Origin of the sequence: Citrobacter sp. C6_1 (genome assembly GCF_014596835.2) — a bacterium.
GTDB classification, from domain to species: Bacteria; Pseudomonadota; Gammaproteobacteria; order Enterobacterales; family Enterobacteriaceae; genus Citrobacter; species Citrobacter pasteurii.
Genome location: NZ_CP115031.1, coordinates 4,305,321 through 4,326,102, shown reverse-complemented (window position 1 = coordinate 4,326,102; position 20,782 = coordinate 4,305,321). Strand labels below are relative to the sequence as shown.

General features: G+C 51.3%; 17 protein-coding genes. 13 read left to right on the top strand and 4 right to left on the bottom strand.

Annotation, left to right across the window (positions count from 1 at the left end; translation table 11 throughout):
• The first annotated feature begins 97 nt into the window (after positions 1-97).
• The 3 genes from IB196_RS20705 to pspG all read left to right on the top strand — a co-directional run bounded on the left by IB196_RS20705 (position 98) and on the right by pspG (position 2,067).
• Complete coding sequence (locus tag IB196_RS20705) at positions 98-586, top strand: cupin domain-containing protein (RefSeq protein ID WP_188232238.1); 489 nt, start codon at positions 98-100, stop codon at positions 584-586.
• Positions 587-692: 106 nt separating this feature from the next.
• Complete coding sequence (gene dusA / locus IB196_RS20700; RefSeq protein WP_149691936.1) at positions 693-1,691, top strand: tRNA dihydrouridine(20/20a) synthase DusA; 999 nt, start codon at positions 693-695, stop codon at positions 1,689-1,691.
• A 133-nt stretch (positions 1,692-1,824) separates the two neighbouring features.
• Positions 1,825-2,067 (top strand): envelope stress response protein PspG, encoded by a 243-nt coding sequence (gene pspG, locus IB196_RS20695; protein WP_040229808.1) that lies wholly within the window; start codon positions 1,825-1,827, stop codon positions 2,065-2,067.
• Between the two features lie 301 nt (positions 2,068-2,368).
• Here the strand turns inward: pspG and IB196_RS20690 are convergent, their stop codons facing one another.
• Entirely contained in the window at positions 2,369-3,352 is a 984-nt protein-coding gene (locus IB196_RS20690; RefSeq protein ID WP_188232239.1) for a quinone oxidoreductase, read from the bottom strand.
• 64 nt (positions 3,353-3,416) lie between these two features.
• Here IB196_RS20690 and dnaB point away from each other — a divergent pair, with 64 nt between their 5' ends.
• The 5 genes from dnaB to IB196_RS20665 all read left to right on the top strand — a co-directional run bounded on the left by dnaB (position 3,417) and on the right by IB196_RS20665 (position 8,825).
• Positions 3,417-4,832, top strand: coding sequence for a replicative DNA helicase (dnaB, locus tag IB196_RS20685; protein ID WP_188232240.1), 1,416 nt, complete (start codon positions 3,417-3,419; stop codon positions 4,830-4,832).
• 145 nt (positions 4,833-4,977) lie between these two features.
• Positions 4,978-6,057, top strand: coding sequence for an alanine racemase (gene alr / locus IB196_RS20680; protein ID WP_005132641.1), 1,080 nt, complete (start codon positions 4,978-4,980; stop codon positions 6,055-6,057).
• 129 nt (positions 6,058-6,186) lie between these two features.
• A complete protein-coding gene (gene tyrB, locus IB196_RS20675) occupies positions 6,187-7,380 on the top strand; it encodes an aromatic amino acid transaminase (protein ID WP_188232241.1) in 1,194 nt (397 codons plus the stop codon).
• 247 nt (positions 7,381-7,627) lie between these two features.
• The gene (gene aphA, locus IB196_RS20670) at positions 7,628-8,341 is read left to right on the top strand and encodes an acid phosphatase AphA (RefSeq protein ID WP_182289514.1); all 714 of its coding nucleotides are present in this window, start codon (positions 7,628-7,630) and stop codon (positions 8,339-8,341) included.
• Positions 8,342-8,468: 127 nt separating this feature from the next.
• Positions 8,469-8,825: an MmcQ/YjbR family DNA-binding protein gene (locus tag IB196_RS20665; RefSeq protein WP_005132621.1), complete on the top strand. Its 357-nt coding sequence runs from the start codon at positions 8,469-8,471 to the stop codon at positions 8,823-8,825.
• A 123-nt stretch (positions 8,826-8,948) separates the two neighbouring features.
• On the opposite strand, the gene uvrA is transcribed toward IB196_RS20665, so the two are convergent.
• A complete protein-coding gene (gene uvrA / locus IB196_RS20660; RefSeq protein WP_005132620.1) occupies positions 8,949-11,771 on the bottom strand; it encodes an excinuclease ABC subunit UvrA in 2,823 nt (940 codons plus the stop codon).
• Positions 11,772-12,022: 251 nt separating this feature from the next.
• Here uvrA and ssb1 point away from each other — a divergent pair, with 251 nt between their 5' ends.
• On the top strand, positions 12,023-12,547 hold the full coding sequence (gene ssb1, locus IB196_RS20655) for a single-stranded DNA-binding protein SSB1 (protein WP_188232242.1): 525 nt from the start codon (positions 12,023-12,025) through the stop codon (positions 12,545-12,547).
• 482 nt (positions 12,548-13,029) lie between these two features.
• Positions 13,030-15,339: an autotransporter outer membrane beta-barrel domain-containing protein gene (locus tag IB196_RS20650; RefSeq protein ID WP_149691939.1), complete on the top strand. Its 2,310-nt coding sequence runs from the start codon at positions 13,030-13,032 to the stop codon at positions 15,337-15,339.
• Positions 15,340-15,422: 83 nt separating this feature from the next.
• Here IB196_RS20650 and IB196_RS20645 read toward each other — a convergent pair whose 3' ends face one another.
• Positions 15,423-15,704: a YjcB family protein gene (locus IB196_RS20645; protein ID WP_005132615.1), complete on the bottom strand. Its 282-nt coding sequence runs from the start codon at positions 15,702-15,704 to the stop codon at positions 15,423-15,425.
• A 551-nt stretch (positions 15,705-16,255) separates the two neighbouring features.
• On the opposite strand from IB196_RS20645, the gene IB196_RS20640 reads away from it, so the two are divergent.
• Complete coding sequence (locus IB196_RS20640; RefSeq protein ID WP_040229803.1) at positions 16,256-17,842, top strand: EAL domain-containing protein; 1,587 nt, start codon at positions 16,256-16,258, stop codon at positions 17,840-17,842.
• A 2-nt stretch (positions 17,843-17,844) separates the two neighbouring features.
• Here IB196_RS20640 and soxS read toward each other — a convergent pair whose 3' ends face one another.
• A complete protein-coding gene (gene soxS / locus IB196_RS20635; RefSeq protein WP_005132611.1) occupies positions 17,845-18,168 on the bottom strand; it encodes a superoxide response transcriptional regulator SoxS in 324 nt (107 codons plus the stop codon).
• An 86-nt stretch (positions 18,169-18,254) separates the two neighbouring features.
• Here soxS and soxR point away from each other — a divergent pair, with 86 nt between their 5' ends.
• Both soxR and ghxP read left to right on the top strand, forming a co-directional pair.
• Entirely contained in the window at positions 18,255-18,713 is a 459-nt protein-coding gene (gene soxR / locus IB196_RS20630) for a redox-sensitive transcriptional activator SoxR (RefSeq protein ID WP_003826630.1), read from the top strand.
• Positions 18,714-19,305: 592 nt separating this feature from the next.
• Complete coding sequence (gene ghxP, locus IB196_RS20625) at positions 19,306-20,655, top strand: guanine/hypoxanthine transporter GhxP (protein WP_005132609.1); 1,350 nt, start codon at positions 19,306-19,308, stop codon at positions 20,653-20,655.
• The last annotated feature ends 127 nt before the right edge of the window (positions 20,656-20,782 follow it).

Below are 20,782 nucleotides of genomic sequence, written 5' to 3'. Positions count from 1 at the left end.
TGGAAGGTTAATCCCTTACTTTATCATGTTCTGCTTAAAACGCCGAGATCCACCGCTGTGTGCTATACCTGACGCATCGCAACACTGGAAAATTAACATGAAAAGACCCGATTGTATTCGCCACTGGCGTGAAGTTGAGGGGCCTGATGACTCCACCTATCCAGGCAGCGATGAGCTTTTTTCTATTGGCGCGCCGCTGGCCCGCAGGTTGGGGTTAGGGCGATTAGGCATTCATCACGAACGCCTGCCGCCGGGTCGTCGTACTTCTTATCCACACGCTGAAAGTGATGAAGAAGAGTTCATCTACGTGCTGGAAGGCTACCCGGAAGCCTGGATCAATGGTTACTTATGGAAGCTGGAACCCGGCGACAGCGTTGGTTTCCCGGCAGGAACCGGTGTGTGTCACACCTTTATCAATAACACCAGTGAAGAGGTACGTCTGCTGGTCGTCGGTGAGGCGAACAAAAAATACAATCGCATTTATTATCCGCTTAATCCGGTTTATGCCGCCACGCGCGAGGATCGCTGGGTTGACCATCCTCCACAGTTTTTTGGTCCACACGACGGAAAACCCGGGCGGGAATGACGATCCACGCGGACGAAGGGCGCTATCCACGATGATGTGGCTCACTATCGTAACGGTCTATGCTATAGTAGCGCCCCTTTTTTAACCGGATGCTTGAATATTCGCCATGCTGCCTGAATCTCAGTCTACCGCTTTTCCCGCTCATCGTTTTTCTATCGCGCCGATGCTCGACTGGACGGACAGACACTGCCGCTACTTTTTGCGCTTACTGTCCAGCCAGACGCTGCTCTATACGGAGATGGTGACCACCGGGGCAATTATTCATGGCAAAGGCGATTACCTGGCGTATAGCGAAGAAGAGCATCCGGTCGCATTGCAACTGGGCGGGAGCGATCCTGCCGCGCTGGCCCAGTGCGCAAAGCTGGCTGAAGCACGAGGTTATGACGAGATTAACCTCAACGTCGGCTGCCCTTCCGATCGCGTACAAAACGGGATGTTTGGCGCTTGCCTGATGGGGAATGCGCAACTGGTCGCTGATTGCGTGAAGGCGATGCGCGATGTGGTGTCGATTCCGGTGACGGTCAAAACGCGCATCGGTATCGATGATCAGGACAGCTACGAATTCCTGTGTGACTTCATCAATACGGTCTCCGGTAAAGGTGAATGTGAGATGTTTATCATCCACGCCCGCAAGGCCTGGCTGTCCGGGCTAAGCCCGAAGGAAAACCGTGAGATCCCGCCGCTGGATTATGACCGTGTTTATCAGTTGAAGCGTGATTTCCCGCAGCTGACGATGTCGATTAACGGTGGAATTAAATCACTGGAAGAAGCAAAAACGCATCTGCAACATATGGATGGCGTGATGGTGGGGCGTGAAGCTTATCAAAACCCAGGAATTCTGGCGTCCGTTGACCGCGAGATTTTTGCAGCTACCACCGAAGATACCGATCCGGTTACCGTGGTGCGCGCCATGTACCCGTACATTGAGCGTGAACTGAGTAAGGGAACCTATTTGGGACATGTGACGCGCCATATGTTGGGGCTGTTTCAGGGGATCCCTGGGGCTCGTCAGTGGCGTCGCTATCTGAGCGAAAATGCGCATAAAGCCGGGGCAGATATTAACGTACTGGAGCACGCGCTGAAGCTGGTGGCAGACAAGCGTTAAGTTCTCACCAAAAGTTAGTTAATTTCACCACGCCCTGCGTTTTGTCGCGGGGCGTTTTCTTTATAAATCAATGCATTAATTTTGGCATGTTTCTTGTAATGCAATGGAGAGAATTTCATTTCGGGAGAGAGCCATGCTGGAACTACTTTTTGTGATTGGGTTTTTTATCATGCTGATGGTCACCGGCGTATCTTTGCTGGGGGTGTTGGCCGCATTGGTGGTTGCCACTGTGGTGATGTTTTTGGGCGGACTCTTTGCCTTGATGATAAAACTTTTACCCTGGCTGCTGCTGGCCGTTGCCGTGGTGTGGATTATCAAGGCGATAAAAGCGCCAAAAGTCCCACAGTATCAGCGCAATAACCGTCGATTTTACTAAGGTATTGAGCGGTGCGTCACAACCTGCAACATTGCCTTTAGAACCAAATAGGAATTGATTATCAAATCTGTCACTATTGCGCGGTTAACGAATTCATCGAGCTGTACCCTACATACAGCCGAACTAAAAAAAGAAAGGGCTTCCTACGGGAAGCCCTAATTCTTTACTTCCCCGTCATAATTCAAACCGCAGGTGTGTTGGCTGCTTTCATTCACCCCAGTCACTTACTCCAGTAAGCTCCTGGGGATTCATTCAATTGCCGCCTTCCTGCTGCTTGAATTATTTAGGGGAAGTCGGAGCATTACGGGATCAGCAAACTGGACCCCTGCGTGGCCCGGCTTTCCAGTGCTTCATGGGCCCGTTGCGCGTCACTTAACGCAAATTTCTGACCCGGCGCGACATCCACTTTGATCACCCCACTGGCAATCAGCGAGAACAGCTCATTGCTGGCTTCGGTTAATTCATGGTGGTTGGTGATGTAACCCTGGAGCGAAGGGCGAGTTACGTACAGCGAACCTTTCTGGTTCAGAATGCCTAAGTTAACGCCGGTCACCGGTCCGGAAGCGTTACCAAAGCTGACCATCAGCCCCCGGCGCTGTAAACAATCCAACGAGGCTTCCCAGGTATCTTTCCCTACCGAGTCATACACCACCCGCACTTTTTTACCGCCGGTTACCTCTTTCACTCGTTCAACTATGCTTTCTTCACGATAGTTAATAACCTGCCATGCGCCGGCCTGCCGCGCAATTTGCGCTTTTTGCGCACTGCCGACGGTACCAATCAGCTTCGCACCCAATGCTTTTGCCCACTGGCAGGCAATCATCCCGACGCCGCCCGCAGCCGCATGGAATAAAAACGGCTCGTCGGGCTGGATTTCATAGGTTTTACGCAGCAGATAAAAAACGGTTAACCCTTTCAGAAATGAGGCTGCTGCCTGCTCAAAAGAGATGGCATTAGGCAGAATGGCGGCTTTATCGGCCGGAACGTTATGTACTGAGCTGTAAGCGCCAAGCGCAGACTGGGCGTAAACCACGCGATCGCCAGCTTTAATGTGCGCCACTTTGCTCCCCACTTTGCTGACGACGCCTGCGGCTTCGGTTCCCAGACCGCTGGGCAGAGAAGGCGGTGGATAAAGACCACTGCGGATGTAAGTGTCGATATAGTTGATACCAATCGCTTTATTCTCGACCTGGATTTCGTTTTCCGCCGGATCTGCAGGCGTAAACTCGACGACCTGAAGCACTTCAGGACCACCATGCTTGTGAAATTCAATACGCGTTGCCATGCTTCCTCCAAAAGAAATGTGGTAATCTTTCGACCCAATCATTATCTCGGTAACTCCATTCACTATGGCAGGAAATAAACCCTTCAACAAACAACAGACTGATGCTCGTGAGCGCGATCCCCAGGTCGCCGGGCTGAAAGTACCGCCGCACTCGATTGAAGCGGAACAGTCGGTGTTGGGCGGTTTAATGCTGGATAACGAACGCTGGGACGATGTGGCCGAGCGCGTGGTGGCGGAAGATTTTTATACCCGACCGCACCGGCACATCTTCACGGAAATGCATCGACTGCAGGAGATGGGAAAACCTATCGACCTGATCACGCTCGCAGAATCGCTGGAGGTTCAGGGACAACTGGACAGCGTCGGCGGCTTTGCTTACCTGGCTGAGTTATCTAAAAATACGCCAAGTGCGGCGAACATTAGTGCTTATGCGGATATCGTCCGCGAACGTGCCGTTGTTCGTGACATGATTTCGGTTGCGCACGAAATTGCGGAAGCCGGGTTTGATCCGCAAGGCCGTTCCAGTGAAGATCTACTGGACCTCGCGGAATCACGCGTTTTTAAAATCGCTGAAAGCCGCGCCAACAAAGACGAAGGCCCGAAAAACATCACCGATGTGCTCGACGTCACCGTCGCGCGTATCGAGCAGTTGTTCCAGCAGCCGCACGACGGCGTCACCGGGGTAAACACCGGTTATGATGACCTCAACAAAAAGACGGCGGGTTTGCAGCCGTCAGACTTGATTATCGTCGCCGCGCGTCCGTCGATGGGTAAGACGACATTTGCAATGAACCTCGTCGAAAATGCGGCGATGTTGCAGGATAAGCCGGTTCTTATCTTTAGTCTTGAAATGCCCTCAGAACAGATCATGATGCGTACCCTGGCCTCGCTGTCACGCGTAGACCAAACCAAAATCCGTACCGGTCAACTGGATGATGAAGATTGGGCGCGAATTTCCGGAACAATGGGTATTTTGCTGGAGAAACGAAACATCTATATTGATGATTCTTCCGGCCTGACGCCAACGGAGGTGCGCTCGCGTGCTCGTCGTATCGCTCGTGAACACGGCGGTATCGGCCTGATCATGATCGACTACCTGCAGCTGATGCGCGTGCCGTCGCTCTCCGATAACCGTACGCTGGAAATTGCTGAAATTTCCCGCTCGCTGAAGGCGTTAGCAAAAGAACTGCATGTGCCGGTGGTAGCGCTGTCGCAGCTTAACCGCTCACTGGAACAACGCGCCGACAAGCGCCCGGTTAACTCGGATCTGCGTGAATCCGGCTCCATCGAACAGGATGCCGACTTAATCATGTTTATCTATCGTGATGAGGTTTATCACGAAAACAGCGATTTAAAAGGTATTGCCGAAATTATTATTGGTAAGCAGCGTAACGGCCCAATCGGCACGGTGCGCCTGACGTTTAACGGCCAGTGGTCGCGATTCGACAATTATGCGGGCCCACAATACGACGACGAATAAATCTCCGTCATCCTTCATGCTGCAGATGCGTTGACTACGCCCGTTCACCCCGGTCACTTAGTTTACTAAGCTCCCGGTGATTCTCAGGCTTGTCGCCTTGCTGCAACACGAATGATTTAGGAGATTCTTTTATTAAGGAATACAAATGCAAGCGGCAACTGTAGTTATTAACCGCCGCGCTCTGCGACACAACCTGCAACGTCTGCGTGAACTGGCTCCTGCCAGCAAACTGGTTGCGGTCGTGAAAGCGAACGCTTACGGCCATGGTCTGTTAGAGACCGCGCGAACGCTCCCCGATGCGGACGCTTTTGGTGTCGCTCGTCTTGAAGAAGCCCTGCGGTTGCGAGCGGGAGGGATCACGCAGCCCATCCTGCTGCTGGAGGGATTTTTTGATGCCGCCGATCTGCCGACGATCTCCGCGCAGCGTCTGCATACTGCCGTCCACAACCAGGAGCAGCTTGAAGCCCTGGAAGCCGCAGAACTGGCTGAACCGGTCACCGTCTGGATGAAGCTCGACACGGGAATGCACCGCCTGGGCGTGCGCCCTGAGCAGGCCGAAGCGTTTTATCAGCGCTTAACGCAATGTGAAAACGTGCGCCAGCCGGTCAATATCGTTAGCCACTTTGCCCGCGCAGACGAACCTGAATGCGGTGCGACGGAAAAACAGCTCGATATCTTCAACAGCTTTTGCGAGGGCAAACCGGGGCAGCGTTCAATTGCCGCGTCGGGTGGTATTTTGCTGTGGCCTCAGTCCCACTTCGACTGGGCGCGTCCGGGGCTGATTCTGTACGGCGTATCGCCGCTGGAAAACCACTCTATCGGCGCCGATTTTGGCTGCCAGCCGGTGATGTCGCTGACCTCCAGCCTGATTGCGGTGCGTGAGCACAAAGCGGGCGAACCGGTTGGCTATGGTGGAACCTGGCAGAGCGAGCGCGATACGCGTCTCGGCGTAGTAGCGATGGGCTACGGCGACGGTTATCCGCGCGCAGCGCCGTCTGGGACGCCGGTGCTGGTTAATGGCCGTGAAGTGCCGATCGTCGGTCGCGTCGCGATGGATATGATCTGCGTCGATTTAGGCCCCGAGGCGCAGGACAAAGCGGGCGATTCGGTGATCCTGTGGGGTGAAGGCCTGCCCGTTGAACGCATTGCTGAAATGACGAAAGTAAGTGCTTACGAACTTATTACGCGCCTGACGTCGCGCGTGGCGATGAAGTATATCGATTAAGCGCATAATGTGCCGGATAAGGCGGTTACCCCGCCCTCCGGCAATATTCCTCTCAACATCCTCTCGATCTTCTCCTGCTTCCGGTTTATTGTGTTCTAATCCTCTGTCTGTAAACCTGGAGAACCACACGTGTTTCAAAAAGTTGACGCCTACGCTGGCGACCCGATTTTATCGCTTATGGAGCGGTTCAAAGAAGATTCACGTAGCGACAAAGTGAACCTCAGCATTGGCCTGTATTACAACGAAGATGGGATTATTCCTCAGCTTAAAGCGGTGGCGGAAGCGGAAGCCCGACTCAATGCCAAACCGCATGGCGCTTCGCTGTATCTGCCGATGGAAGGTCTGAACGCTTATCGCCATACTATTGCGCCGTTGCTGTTTGGCGCAGATCATCTGGTTCTCCAGCAGCAGCGCGTGGCAACGATTCAGACGCTGGGGGGGTCTGGTGCGTTAAAAGTGGGCGCAGACTTCCTGAAGCGCTATTTCCCTGATTCTGGCGTGTGGGTCAGCGATCCGACGTGGGAAAACCATATCGCGATTTTTGAAGGCGCTGGATTCGACGTAAGTACTTACCCCTGGTATGACAACACGACCAACGGTGTGCGTTTCAACGACCTGCTGGCAGCGCTGAATATCTTACCCGCGCGTAGCATCGTGCTGCTGCATCCGTGCTGTCATAATCCGACGGGGGCGGATTTAACTCCCGCACAGTGGGATGGCGTCATTGAGATCCTGAAGGCACGTGATCTGATCCCGTTCCTGGATATTGCTTACCAGGGCTTCGGCGGTGGAATGGAAGAGGATGCCTACGCCATCCGCGCCATTGCCAGCGCCGGATTGCCTGCTCTGGTCAGCAACTCATTCTCGAAGATCTTCTCCTTATACGGTGAGCGCGTCGGTGGGCTGTCAGTGGTGTGTGAAGATGCCGATGCTGCCAGCCGCGTTCTGGGACAGCTAAAAGCGACAGTGCGCCGGAACTACTCCAGTCCGCCAAACTTTGGTGCGCAGGTGGTTGCCGCGGTGTTGGGTGATGACGCGCTGAAAGCCAGCTGGCTGGCGGAAGTCGAAGAGATGCGTACCCGTATTCTGGCGATGCGTCAGGAGCTGGTTAACGTATTGAATGCGGAGATCCCCGGTCGTAACTTTGATTACCTGCTGCAACAGCGCGGTATGTTCAGCTATACCGGACTCAGCGCCGCTCAGGTCGATCGCCTGCGCGATGAGTTCGGGGTGTACCTGATTGCCAGTGGTCGTATGTGCGTGGCCGGGTTGAATCACGGTAACGTGCAGCGAGTGGCAAAGGCATTTGCCGCCGTCATGTAATCGGCTTTGTGTGTGCCGGATGGCGGCGTAAACGCCTTATCCGGCCTACAAGGGTACATGGATTTTCGTTTGTAGGCCTGATAAGCGCAGCGCCATCAGGCACACTTTCCTGTGTGATCATGCTCCTTTTCCTGGACAAAACCAGAGAAAATCCTTCCTTTCCCTTCCCCCAAGGGGTAAGGTCAGATAGTTTTTTGACCAGTTGTTAAATAAAAAATGATAACTAACTGACTACTTAGGGAAAAATATGCGCAAGATTACTTTGGCACTGAGTGCCGTTTGTTTATTGTTCACGTTGAATCAGCCCGCTCAGGCGTTAGTTTCCTCTCCTTCTCAGCTCAATCCCGGTACTAACGTTGCAAAACTCGCTGAGCAGGCTCCCATTCATTGGGTCTCTGTTGCTCAAATTGAAAATAGTCTGACGGGCCGCCCGCCGATGGCCGTTGGCTTTGATATCGATGATACGGTTCTCTTTTCCAGCCCGGGCTTCTGGCGCGGTAAAAAAACGTACTCTCCGGACAGTGAGGATTACCTGAAGAATCCGGCCTTCTGGGAAAAAATGAACAACGGCTGGGATGAATTCAGCATTCCGAAAGAAGTGGCGCGGCAGCTGATTGATATGCACGTGCGTCGTGGAGACAGTATCTTTTTCGTGACCGGACGCAGCCCGACGAAGACCGAAACGGTCTCTAAAACGCTGGCCGATAACTTTCACATCCCGGCCGGCAATATGAATCCAGTCATTTTTGCCGGTGATAAACCCGGTCAAAACACCAAAACACAGTGGCTACAGGATAAAAGCATCCGCATGTTCTACGGCGACTCCGACAATGACATCACCGCCGCCCGTGACGTAGGAATCCGCGGTATCCGTATTTTACGCGCCTCTAACTCTACCTATAAGCCGCTGCCACAGGCAGGAGGGTTTGGTGAAGAGGTGATCGTAAATTCAGAGTACTGAGGTCACTGAATGCGGATTGGTGGTTTTTTAAACAAATTTACGTTACCGGCTTTTACCTTTTGCGGACTTGCTGCACACTGAATAAATGATGTTCTTATTAGGCGATTTGCTGGTAAGGGGAATAAAAATGACGAATTCGGAGTTGCTGCAATACTGCATGGCAAAAACAGGCGCGGAGCAGAGCGTGCACAGTGACTGGAAAGCCACACAAATCAAAGTCGAAGATGTGCTCTTTGCGATGGTCAAAGAGGTTGAAGGTCGCCCGGCGGTCTCTCTGAAAACCAGCCCCGAACTGGCAGAATTGCTGCGTCAGCAACATAAAGACGTGCGACCCAGTCGCCATCTCAATAAAGCGCACTGGAGCACGGTGTATCTTGACGGCTCGCTGCCAGGTTCACAGATTTATTATCTGGTGGACGCGTCTTACCAGCAGGCCATCAACACCTTGCCGGAAGATAAACGCAGGTTGCTGGCGCAGCCCTGAACGGTCTTGTAGGCCTGATAAGCGTAGCGCCATCAGGCACAACCGTTGCCTGATGCGGCGCAAGCGCCTTATCAGGCCTACAAGCTTTACGCCTGTTCTGTGGGCCTGATAAGTGTTGCGTAATTACAACAGTGGTTTGAGGAAACGCGCCGTGTGTGAGGCTTCACATTCAGCGACCGTCTCCGGCGTGCCGGAGACCAGAATTTCCCCGCCGCCGCTACCACCTTCCGGACCGAGATCGACAATCCAGTCTGCGGTTTTAATCACGTCCAGATTGTGCTCAATCACCACGATGGTGTTGCCCTGATCCCGAAGCTGATGCAGCACGTCCAGCAGTTGCTGAATATCGGCAAAATGCAGACCCGTGGTCGGCTCATCGAGAATATACAGCGTCTGTCCGGTACCGCGTTTGGACAACTCACGCGCCAGCTTCACGCGCTGTGCCTCACCGCCGGAGAGGGTTGTTGCGGACTGCCCCAGGCGGATGTACGTCAGACCAACGTCCATCAGCGTTTGCAGCTTACGCGCCAGCGCCGGAACGGCATCGAAGAACTCACGGGCTTCTTCAATCGTCATATCCAGCACTTCGTGGATAGTCTTGCCTTTGTACTTAATCTCCAGCGTTTCGCGGTTATAGCGCTTACCTTTGCACTGATCGCACGGCACGTAGATATCTGGCAGGAAGTGCATTTCGACTTTGATCACGCCATCGCCCTGACAGGCTTCACAGCGTCCACCACGGACGTTAAAGCTGAAACGGCCCGGGGTGTAACCGCGTGCACGTGACTCCGGCACGCCGGCAAACAGTTCGCGCACAGGCGTAAATACCCCGGTGTAGGTTGCCGGGTTAGAACGCGGCGTACGACCAATCGGGCTTTGGTCAATGTCGATGACTTTATCGAAATGTTCCAGACCCTGGATATCCCGGTATGGCGCGGGCTCTGCCAGCGTGGCGCCGTTAAGCTGGGTTTGGGCAATCGGGAACAAGGTGTCGTTAATCAGCGTCGACTTCCCGGAACCGGACACGCCGGTAATACAGGTAAACAGACCCACCGGCAGCGTCAGGGTAACATCTTTCAGGTTGTTGCCGCGTGCGCCAGTCAGCTTCAGCACTTTTTCCGGGTCAGCCGCTACGCGCTGTTTCGGTACTTCAATCTTGCGCTTACCGCTCATGTACTGGCCGGTTAACGATTCCGGTACGGCCATGATGTCTTCCAGCGTTCCTTCAGCAACCACCTGGCCGCCGTGAACGCCTGCACCTGGGCCAATGTCGATAACGTGGTCGGCGGCGCGAATGGCATCCTCATCGTGCTCAACCACAATCACGGTGTTACCCAGATTGCGCAGATGGATAAGCGTACCCAGCAGACGTTCGTTATCGCGCTGATGCAGACCGATAGACGGTTCATCCAGCACGTACATCACACCGACCAGACCGGCGCCAATCTGGCTTGCCAGACGAATACGTTGTGCTTCGCCACCGGAGAGCGTTTCCGCTGAACGGGACAGCGTCAGATAGTTGAGGCCTACGTTGACCAGGAACTTCAGACGATCGCCGATCTCTTTGAGGATTTTCTCAGCAATCTTCGCCCGTTGACCGGCAAGTTTCAGGTTGTTGAAGAAATCCATTGCATGACCGATGCTCATGTCGGAAATCGCTGGCAGTGGCGTATTCTCGACAAACACGTGACGAGCTTCCCGGCGTAGACGGGTTCCGTCACAGCTGGCGCAAGGTCGGTTGCTGATAAACTTGGCTAATTCTTCGCGTACCGCACTGGATTCCGTCTCTTTATAACGGCGCTCCATATTGTGCAGCACACCTTCAAACGGGTGACGACGCACGGACGTATCGCCGCGATCGTTCATGTATTTGAATTCGATATTCTCTTTGCCGGAACCGTATAGCACCACTTTGTGAACCGCAGGATTCAGGCTGGCCCACGGGGCTTCGACGTCGAACTTATAGTGTTCTGCCAGCGACTTAAGCATCTGGAAGTAATAAAAGTTACGGCGATCCCAGCCGCGGATGGCGCCACCGGCCAGCGACAGTTCCGGGTTTTGAATCACCCGGTCAGGATCGAAATACTGTTGTACGCCAAGACCATCGCAGGTTGGACACGCGCCGGCGGGGTTGTTGAACGAGAACAGTCGGGGTTCCAGCTCGCGCATGCTATAGCCACAAATCGGGCAGGCGAAGTTGGCGGAGAACAGCAGCTCTTCTGCTTTCGGGTCATCCATATCAGCGACCACTGCCGTACCACCGGAAAGCTCCAGTGCGGTTTCAAACGATTCGGCCAGTCGCTGGGTGAGATCGTCACGTACCTTGAAGCGGTCAATCACCACTTCGATAGTGTGTTTCTTTTGCAGCTCAAGTTTAGGCGGGTCGGAAAGGTCGCACACTTCGCCATCAATACGCGCGCGGATATAGCCCTGGCCTGCCAGGTTTTCCAGCGTTTTGGTGTGCTCACCTTTACGTTCTTTAATTACCGGTGCCAGCAGCATCAGGCGCTTGCCTTCCGGCTGGGACAGCACGTTATCTACCATCTGGCTGACAGTTTGCGCCGCCAGTGGCACGTCGTGATCCGGGCAGCGTGGCTCGCCAACGCGGGCATACAGCAGGCGCAGATAATCGTGAATTTCGGTAATTGTCCCAACCGTGGATCGCGGGTTATGCGACGTCGATTTCTGCTCGATTGAGATGGCAGGAGAGAGCCCCTCAATGTGGTCGACGTCCGGTTTTTCCATCAGCGACAGAAACTGACGTGCGTACGCGGAAAGGGATTCAACGTAACGACGCTGCCCTTCGGCATACAAGGTGTCGAAAGCGAGCGAAGATTTGCCTGAGCCCGAAAGCCCGGTGACGACAATCAGCTTGTCGCGCGGGATGACGAGGTTGATGTTTTTGAGATTATGGGTGCGGGCGCCCCGAACTTCGATCTTATCCATTCATCTTTCCCGGATTAAACGCTTTTTTGCCTGGCTGCATGGTGCTACCGGCGATCACAAACGGTTAATTATGACACAACCTAACCTGAATGGATATACAGTATTGGAATGCAAAACACAGGTGTCTGTGCAACAATGTCTGGCTGAGGTTGTTTACTGGAATCAACTTCGCAACGTAGTAAAAGCGCTATTGGAAATGCTACAATCCCGCGCTTACACTTATTCAGTAACGTTTTTCAGGAGACACGATCATGGCCAGCAGAGGCGTAAACAAGGTGATTCTCGTCGGTAATCTGGGCCAGGACCCGGAAGTACGCTATATGCCGAATGGTGGCGCAGTTGCCAACATTACGCTGGCTACTTCCGAATCCTGGCGTGATAAAGCGACCGGCGAAATGAAAGAGCAGACTGAGTGGCACCGTGTTGTGCTGTTCGGCAAATTGGCGGAAGTTGCCAGCGAATATCTGCGTAAAGGTTCTCAGGTCTATATTGAAGGCCAACTGCGTACCCGCAAATGGACCGATCAATCCGGCGTAGAAAAATACACCACTGAAGTCGTTGTTAACGTTGGCGGCACCATGCAAATGCTGGGGGGTCGTCAGGGCGGCGGCGCGCCAGCAAGTGGTGGTCAGCAGCAGGGTGGTTGGGGTCAGCCTCAGCAGCCGCAGGGCGGCAACCAGTTCAGCGGTGGCGCACAGTCTCGTCCGCAGCAGTCCGCTCCGGCAGCGCCGTCTAACGAACCGCCGATGGACTTCGACGACGATATTCCGTTCTAAGATAGCTGAACGCATTAACGTTCGTACTGATGAAAACCTCGTTGCGACGGGGTTTTTTTACATCTCTTATTCAGAATTAATTATTCGGTATTTTCTGGTTTATCATCGCAGCTTTATCATTCATTTTATACGAACTGATTCACGTTAATATTCGGTAATATTTATTGGTGGTTACGGGGAATAAAAATTAATGTAGGTATTACCGAACAATAACAGTAAATGTTACGATAATAACTAATGAATATATGTCGCATGTTTAATTTTTTCTGCTTGAGATAGTTCTCCTGAGAGTAATATTCAATTAATTTAATGGAAAAATTGTATTTTACTGCATGGTAAATATTGACAAATTAATACATGGCTTTAAATAATGCTTTTAGCTTATCGATTCTTCATTGATGAAAATTCATTTATTATTTGCTGCTTTTTATTGGTGGGGTATTAATAAGTGATTTGATAAACTATTTGTTATGGAGCTTACTATGTATCAAAGGAAGATAAACCCTAAAACAATAATACCCTTTGCACTATCATTTACCGCAGCACAGTTGGTTTGCGCTGGATTTGCGAGTGCAAAAAACTATGAACTGAATTATATAGATGTTAATGGTGGTCAGGAAGGGATCATCATTCGGGATACGATTGCTGATGATAAAAACTATGACATCACGGTAAATATTGATAACCCTGTGCGAGGTGAAGGTAATGGCCTTGAGGTGAAGATTGGCAGTATCACCAAAGACCAGGCGGGAGAGTATCAAATTGGTAATTACAACGTTAATATTAGCGGAACTACGCAACAGGAACACCGCGCCGGGCTGGCCTTTTTTGGCTTATCCGCCGAAGGTCAGGACACCAACGTCAAAGTTGATAACTTTAGTCTGAAAAATACTTTCTTAATTGGCTCTAAATATACCCATAACAATACTGCGTTGTATGCGGGAAGCGGTGCGGATATCACTGTAAACGGCAATGTGTATGTTCGTTCAGAGGTTGAACACACCAACGATGGGGAAGATGCCACGCTGGCAAATAATGGAATCTATGCACGTGGAGTAGGTTCAACTATTACGGCAAACGGTGGTAATATTTACATTAATACTTACGCCAGTAATTTCAGAGAACTGCTGGAAAACAACAGCGGTTATCCTGATGGTTCATCAAAAAGTGATGCGGTTAGTGCTAAAGATGGTGGTGTCGTTAATATTAATCAGTCAGGTGAGTACAAGGTCAATTTGTTGGGAAATATCGACTTTGGCGATAAAATATATGCTCATGCCAGCCAGATGAATATTACGCTCAATGGTGCAGAATCATTTTGGCATGGGCATGAAGCGAATGTTCTGGACATCGACAGTAATACATGGGCGGGAGATTTGAATCTGACGCTGATGAATAATGCCCACTGGATCCCGGATGGTAAAGACGCTCAGATCAGTGCTATCACCTTGCAAGATGGCGGGACGATAAACCTGCATGGTTTTAACCTGCATACCAATCAGAGCATCAACGAAACTGTGAAGATTCACGATCTGAAAGGCAACAACGGTATTTTCCTGATTGATGTAAATACAAATAAAACAGATGAGCAGCGGCGTAATGGTAGCGACTTTATCGAAGTCGTTAAGAGTAGCACGGGGGGAACTCATGCCATTGAGGCGTTAAATATTAATAAGCTCAGCAATCTGCAAGAAGATATCTGGGTTGCTGATGCCGCCAGCAATGTGACGTTCGAAGCGTACGATAAAATCGATATCACTAACGAGTATGTATATGACTATAAACCGCTACTGCGCTCTGATATTCGGGAAGGCGATCCGGCAAGCCAGTATGGCACAAACTGGTATATCACGGGGATTTCAACGAAAGCCAGTGCGGGTAGCAACACCGCGATTGCCAATGCCGGGTTAAACTACGCGGCGGCCACCGCCCGTCTCGAAATCGACAGCCTGAATAAGCGTTTAGGGGAATTACGCCAGAACCAACAGCAAAATGGTCTGTGGATACGCTATAAAGGCGGCGAAATGGAAAGCGATAATGGCAGCTACTTCAAAAACCTGTATAGCTTCTGGCAACTTGGTTATGACAATAAAGTAGAGGGTGAACAATCAGTCTGGACGCGAGGCATTGCGGCGCATTACATGAGAGGTAACGCTGACTTTGCTTATGGCACGGGCGATAACAAGAGCTACGGTGGTTCACTTTATGCTGCATGGAACCGTCCGGAGAAACAGGACTACCTGGATCTGGTGCTGAAATATAGCCGCCATGAGAGTGATTTTAACTACCGAAATGTGTATGGCAATATGGGGGGGGCGGATAGCAGCACGTGGTCAATTAGCGCCAGCGCAGAATACGGTCGTGAGTTTAGTCTGGGAGAATCCTCTTTCATCGAACCGCAAGCGCAGCTCGTGTATACCCGATTGGATGAAGCTCGTTATACCACCAGCAGCGGGTTACGGGTTCGTCAGAATGATATCGACAGCGTGATTGGTCGTGTCGGATTGCGGGGGGGTTATCGATTTGAAGAACGCCCGGACAGCGATATTTATGTGAAGCTGGATCTGCTGCATGAGTTTGCCGGCGATCGTGATGTCACTGTGTGGGGTAAAGACGCGTCCATGACGGTCCGCGAGGGAGGAAGTGACTCGTGGATAAACTACGGTATTGGAACCAATATCCATCTTACTCAGAACAATAATTCCCGACTGTACGTTGACCTGGAAAGATCGGCTGGAGGCGACATTGATATGAACTGGCAGGTGAACGCAGGGTTCCGGATGGAGTGGTAAGCGGTTACCGGAACGTCAGTAAAATCGTTATCGCTTAAAACCGTGTCCGACCGGGTATACTCTGGTCGGACACACTGTTGTGATCAGTTCAACACCATCGGCCAGTCTGGCGGAGTATGGCTCATCACGTCGAGCATCACAGATTCGATGTTATTCCAGATAGTGGATACATCTACCAGGGTGATACCGAGTAATCCGGTTGCAAACCAGCAGGCAAAAACAAGCCCTAAACCGCTGCTGATAACGGCCAGCCCAATATAGTCTGATTTACGAAAACGAATATTGAGCGTACTGGCTAAAAACATCAGTACTGCGCTGAGCAGTTGCCACCGCAGAAGAACCACGCCAGTTGTTATTGTTGCCATGAAAAGCGTCCTCAGAAAGTCTTGATGCCCAGGACAGCGCGGGGTTGTTCACAGAGGGTGTGCTACTCTGGCTATCGACGGGCAATAACATGAATGAAACAATGTTTCTGTTACATTATTTCTGTGAACTATATCACAACTGCTCGTTTGTTCACCAGTATCTGACGTTATTTTTGCCGGTCTTAATCCATGGCAAGTGTGTGGTTATTTTGATTCATAAACGAATAATAAATTATGCGTTATGTAAGATGCATTCATGTTACTTGTTTTCTTTATCCGAAATTAATCGTTAAAAAAGTTAATGTGTTTTATACGTGCAGCCAGTATAACGCGTGTAAAACATTACTCTTTCTTGATAATGATGTTGCAAAATAAGCGTAACTTTAAGTTTGCCTTACGGGAAAATAATATCATCATCCACTATTATCAGACTTTTACATAGAGACGTCTGTTGATAATGTTGATAGATTCATGCAACTTAACCAACTGGTGTTTATAGCATCCTGCCTTGATGGGTACTGGCATATACGAAACAGGGAAATAGGGCTGACATGAATCTCAGTGCGCAAAGCAAGATGCTGAAGCTCCTCGGCACGCTCACGGTGGTATTGCTCCCCGTGGTGCTGGCGCTATGGTTTGCTCATATCCGGGCGATGTCTGAAACCCGCACTCAACTCCACTCATTTGCTCAACTGGTGTTAAATAAAACGGAACTGGTGATCCAGCAAGCTGATTTAGCGCGTGATATGGCTCAGCTGTATCAGGGCAAGATGTGTACCCCTGCCCATCAGAAAAGCATGCTGAATATTATTCGTGGGCGTTTATATATCAGCGAGCTAATTTATGCGCAAGCTGATCATTTTTTGTGCTCTACGTCGATGACGCCGTCAGTTCCCTATATTATGCCAACCGCTGACTATAAACGTACGCCGGATGTTTCGATCTATTACTATCGCGATACGCCTTTTTTCTCTGGCTACAACATGACGTATATGCAAAGAGGAAACTACGTCGTTGTCATTAACCCATTATCTTACAGCGAAGTCATGTCAGATGACCCTGGCCTATTGTGGGGCGTCTATGACACGATAACGGATACTTTCTTCTCCGCCAGCAATCAGGCGCATGTTAAGCAATTTCTGCCGCTGGTGCGCGGTAAAGCCTCTACCTTCCAACTGGACGATCGGTTCTATACCATCGTTCGTTCTGAGAAGCGCCCGATCGCGATTATTGTTTCGACGACCCGCGATCGCGTCCATCAAAATTTCTATCACGAAGCCGCACTCACGATCCCCTTTGGGGTGATCTGCAGCATTCTGATGCTGTTGATGTGGTGGCGTACGCGCCAGCAGTACCATTCCCCTCGTCGTTTGTTAAGGCGTGCACTGGAAAAACGCCAGCTACGTCTGCATTACCAGCCGATCATCGATATCAAGAATGGTAAATGTGTGGGAGCCGAGGCGCTGATGCGTTGGCCTGGTTGCAAAGGTGAGGTCATGAGCCCGACGGAATTTATTCCGCTGGCTGAAAAAGAAGGCATGATTGAAAGGATCACGGATTACGTGGTCGAAGAAGTGTTCAATGATTTAGGGTATTTTCTTTCTGCGCATCCCCAGATTTATATCTCAATTAACCTCTCTGCTTCTGATTTCCATTCATCCCGACTGATTGCTTTGATCGCTGAGAAAACGCGTGATTACTCAGTCGCTGCCCAGCAAATTAAAGTCGAAGTGACGGAGCGTGGATTTATTGATGTGCATAAAATGACCCCGGTAATCCAGGCATTCCGTCAGGCCGGTTATGAAGTGGCATTTGATGATTTTGGGACGGGATATTCCAATCTGCACAATCTGGCGGCACTGAACGTGGATATCCTGAAGATTGATAAATCTTTTATTAGTACGCTGGCGACCAACAGTACCAGCCACCTGATTGCCGAACATATCATCGAGATGGCGCAAAGCTTACATCTGAAGACAATTGCTGAAGGGGTGGAAACGGCAGATCAAATGGAATGGCTGCTTGAACGTGGCGTTCAGTATTGTCAGGGGTGGTATTTTGCGAAAGCGTTACCGCCGCAGGAGTTTATGCACTGGCTACAGAGCCCGCCCGCCATACTGACGCAGAGCGGGCAATAATCCTACAGGCGATGACGGTAGTCGCTGGGAGTACGATCAAACTCGCGGCGGAACACGCGTGAGAATGTTTGTTGCGACACATAGCCGAGATCCATCGCAATATCGAAAATAGGTCGTTCGGTCGTCCGTAGTTCCACGGCGGCTAACAAAAGTCGGCGCTGACGGATATAGTCACCCAACGTCTGACGCATCACCGTGCGGAACATCCTCTGTAAATACCACTTCGAGTAACCTGATTTTTTCGCCACCGCCTCAATGTTCAGCGGTTGATCGATATGTTCATCAATCCATTCAATAAGGGTCTGAATTATCTGCTGATGGGACATAGGGCTGCCTCTTTCTCAGTATTCGATTCGTCGTTTTGTCTGTGGGCGAGTATAATTCCTCAAGTTAACTTGAGGTAAAGCGATTTATGGAAAAGAAATTACCCCGGATAAAAGCGCTACTCACGCCAGGTGAAGTCGCAAAACGTAGCGGTGTCGCGGTATCAACTCTGCACTTCTATGAAAGCAAAGGGTTAATCAGCAGCATGCGCAACAGCGGCAATCAGCGGCGATACAAACGTGATGTGTTGCGTTATGTTGCGATTATCAAGATTGCCCAGCGTATCGGTATACCATTGGCGACGATTGGCGACGCGCTAGGGGTATTACCCGAAGGACATTCGCTCAGCGCCAAAGAGTGGAAACAGCTCTCGTCGCAATGGCGTGAAGAACTGGACCGGCGTATTCATACCCTGGTGGCGTTGCGTGATGAACTGGATGGATGCATTGGTTGCGGTTGTTTGTCGCGTAGTGATTGCCCGTTGCGTAACCCAGGCGACCAGCTTGGCGAGCAGGGGACCGGGGCGCGCCTGCTGGAAGATGATTGATGGGTTTAAATACGGATATAAAACTAAAGCGCCACAGAGGGCGCTTTAGTTTGGTTCCGGTCTTTGTCTTTCACTCTATCCCGCTGGTTCACGGGAGGGTTTCCCCCGACATCAACACCCCTCAGTCGAGCACATTAGGGGAGGTTCCGGCTTGTGTTGATAAGGTAAGTGTATGCCACCCCCGTCTATTTGCCAGTCGATTGATGGTTTTTTAGCCGAAAAATTTTCCGCATCTTCATCCATTTTTTTGCGCGAGTTAACGTGAAAGATTACCGTCGGGGTTGTAATAACTGCGCGAAATTTGTTGCCAGATTGCGCATTGACGATAACGTTTGCGCATCGACTGGCTATTTATTGTGCGTTATAAGAAGAAATGAGTAAAAAGCGGCAAAGTTCAGTTGAAAACCAGTACATGATCGCTAGATAATCGTTTGCTTTTTTTTACCACCCGTTTTTATGCGCAGAGCTAAACGTTTGCTTTTTTGCGACACCCCTACTGACGCAAACCTGGCACAGGGAGAAAACGTTAAGCAGGCAGTGGATTGTCCAGCACGCATAATGACGAAAAATAAACTCTCAGGGGATGTTTTCTATGTCTACGCCTTCAGCGCGTACCGGCGGTTCACTCGACGCCTGGTTTAAAATTTCGCACCGTGGCAGTACCGTTCGACAGGAAGTCGTTGCCGGATTAACGACGTTTCTGGCGATGGTCTACTCTGTTATCGTGGTTCCAGGTATGCTGGGTAAAGCCGGTTTCCCGCCAGCCGCTGTATTTGTGGCAACCTGCCTGGTAGCCGGTGTCGGCTCTATTGTGATGGGGCTGTGGGCAAACCTGCCGCTGGCGATTGGTTGCGCCATTTCGTTGACGGCGTTTACCGCATTCAGCCTGGTGCTGGGGCAGCATATTAGCGTGCCTGTTGCGTTGGGCGCGGTGTTCCTGATGGGGGTTCTGTTTACCATCATTTCCGCGACAGGTATTCGTAGCTGGATCCTGCGCAATCTGCCACAGGGCGTTGCGCATGGTACAGGTATTGGTATCGGCCTGTTCCTGCTGCTGATTGCGGCAAACGGTGTTGGTCTGGTGATTAAGAACCCGCTGGATGGCCTGCCGGTTGCGCTGGGTGACTTCGACACCTTCCCGGTCATTATGTCGCTGATTGGTCTGGCGGTGATTATCGGCCTCGAAAAACTGAAAGTACCGGGTGGCATCCTGCTGACCATTATTGGTATTTCTGTCGTTGGTCTGATTTTCGATCCTGCCGTGCATTTCTCCGGTATTTTTGCCATGCCGTCTCTGAGCGACGAAAACGGCAACTCGCTGATCGGCAGCCTGGATATTATGGGCGCACTGAATCCTGTCGTTCTGCCGAGCGTGCTGGCGCTGGTCATGACCGCCGTCTTCGATGCGACCGGAACCATCCGTGCCGTAGCCGGACAGGCGAATCTGCTGGATAAAGACGGTCAGATTATCGATGGCGGCAAAGCGCTGACCACCGACTCCCTGAGCAGCGTGTTCTCTGGTCTGGTAGGGGCAGCTCCGGCGGCGGTTTACATTGAATCTGCAGCGGGTACCGCGGCAGGGGGGAAAACCGGTCTGACGGCGATCACCGTTGGTGTTCTGTTCCTGCTGATCCTGTTCCTTTCTCCGCTCTCTTACCTTGTTCCTGCTTACGCAACGGCACCGGCGCTGATGTATGTTGGTTTGCTGATGCTGAGCAACGTGGCGAAAATCGACTTTACCGACTTCGTCGACGCGATGGCAGGACTGATTACCGCCGTCTTTATCGTGCTGACCTGTAATATCGTGACCGGTATTATGATCGGTTTTGCCACTCTGGTTATTGGCCGTATTGTTTCCGGCGAATGGCGAAAGCTGAATATCGGCACGGTGGTGATTGCCGTGGCGCTGGTTGCCTTCTACGCGGGCGGCTGGGCTATCTGATTCTTATTCGATAAAGATCCTCAAAACGGGTGGCTTTTGCCGCCCGTTTTTATTTTCAGAACACACTCGTTGTCTTTTGCGTTACTCTCGAGTAGATAGAATTGAGGCACGACGCCTCTCACCACTA

Bases quoted from the DNA above. Each gene is read 5' to 3' on its own strand.
- IB196_RS20705 (WP_188232238.1), top strand. From the start codon at position 98: ATGAAAAGACCCGATTGTATTCGCCACTGGCGTGAAGTTGAGGGGCCT.
- dusA (WP_149691936.1), top strand. From the start codon at position 693: ATGCTGCCTGAATCTCAGTCTACCGCTTTTCCCGCTCATCGTTTTTCT.
- pspG (WP_040229808.1), top strand. From the start codon at position 1,825: ATGCTGGAACTACTTTTTGTGATTGGGTTTTTTATCATGCTGATGGTC.
- IB196_RS20690 (WP_188232239.1), bottom strand. From the start codon at position 3,352: ATGGCAACGCGTATTGAATTTCACAAGCATGGTGGTCCTGAAGTGCTT.
- dnaB (WP_188232240.1), top strand. From the start codon at position 3,417: ATGGCAGGAAATAAACCCTTCAACAAACAACAGACTGATGCTCGTGAG.
- alr (WP_005132641.1), top strand. From the start codon at position 4,978: ATGCAAGCGGCAACTGTAGTTATTAACCGCCGCGCTCTGCGACACAAC.
- aphA (WP_182289514.1), top strand. From the start codon at position 7,628: ATGCGCAAGATTACTTTGGCACTGAGTGCCGTTTGTTTATTGTTCACG.
- IB196_RS20665 (WP_005132621.1), top strand. From the start codon at position 8,469: ATGACGAATTCGGAGTTGCTGCAATACTGCATGGCAAAAACAGGCGCG.
- uvrA (WP_005132620.1), bottom strand. From the start codon at position 11,771: ATGGATAAGATCGAAGTTCGGGGCGCCCGCACCCATAATCTCAAAAAC.
- ssb1 (WP_188232242.1), top strand. From the start codon at position 12,023: ATGGCCAGCAGAGGCGTAAACAAGGTGATTCTCGTCGGTAATCTGGGC.
- IB196_RS20650 (WP_149691939.1), top strand. From the start codon at position 13,030: ATGTATCAAAGGAAGATAAACCCTAAAACAATAATACCCTTTGCACTA.
- IB196_RS20645 (WP_005132615.1), bottom strand. From the start codon at position 15,704: ATGGCAACAATAACAACTGGCGTGGTTCTTCTGCGGTGGCAACTGCTC.
- IB196_RS20640 (WP_040229803.1), top strand. From the start codon at position 16,256: ATGAATCTCAGTGCGCAAAGCAAGATGCTGAAGCTCCTCGGCACGCTC.
- soxS (WP_005132611.1), bottom strand. From the start codon at position 18,168: ATGTCCCATCAGCAGATAATTCAGACCCTTATTGAATGGATTGATGAA.
- soxR (WP_003826630.1), top strand. From the start codon at position 18,255: ATGGAAAAGAAATTACCCCGGATAAAAGCGCTACTCACGCCAGGTGAA.
- ghxP (WP_005132609.1), top strand. From the start codon at position 19,306: ATGTCTACGCCTTCAGCGCGTACCGGCGGTTCACTCGACGCCTGGTTT.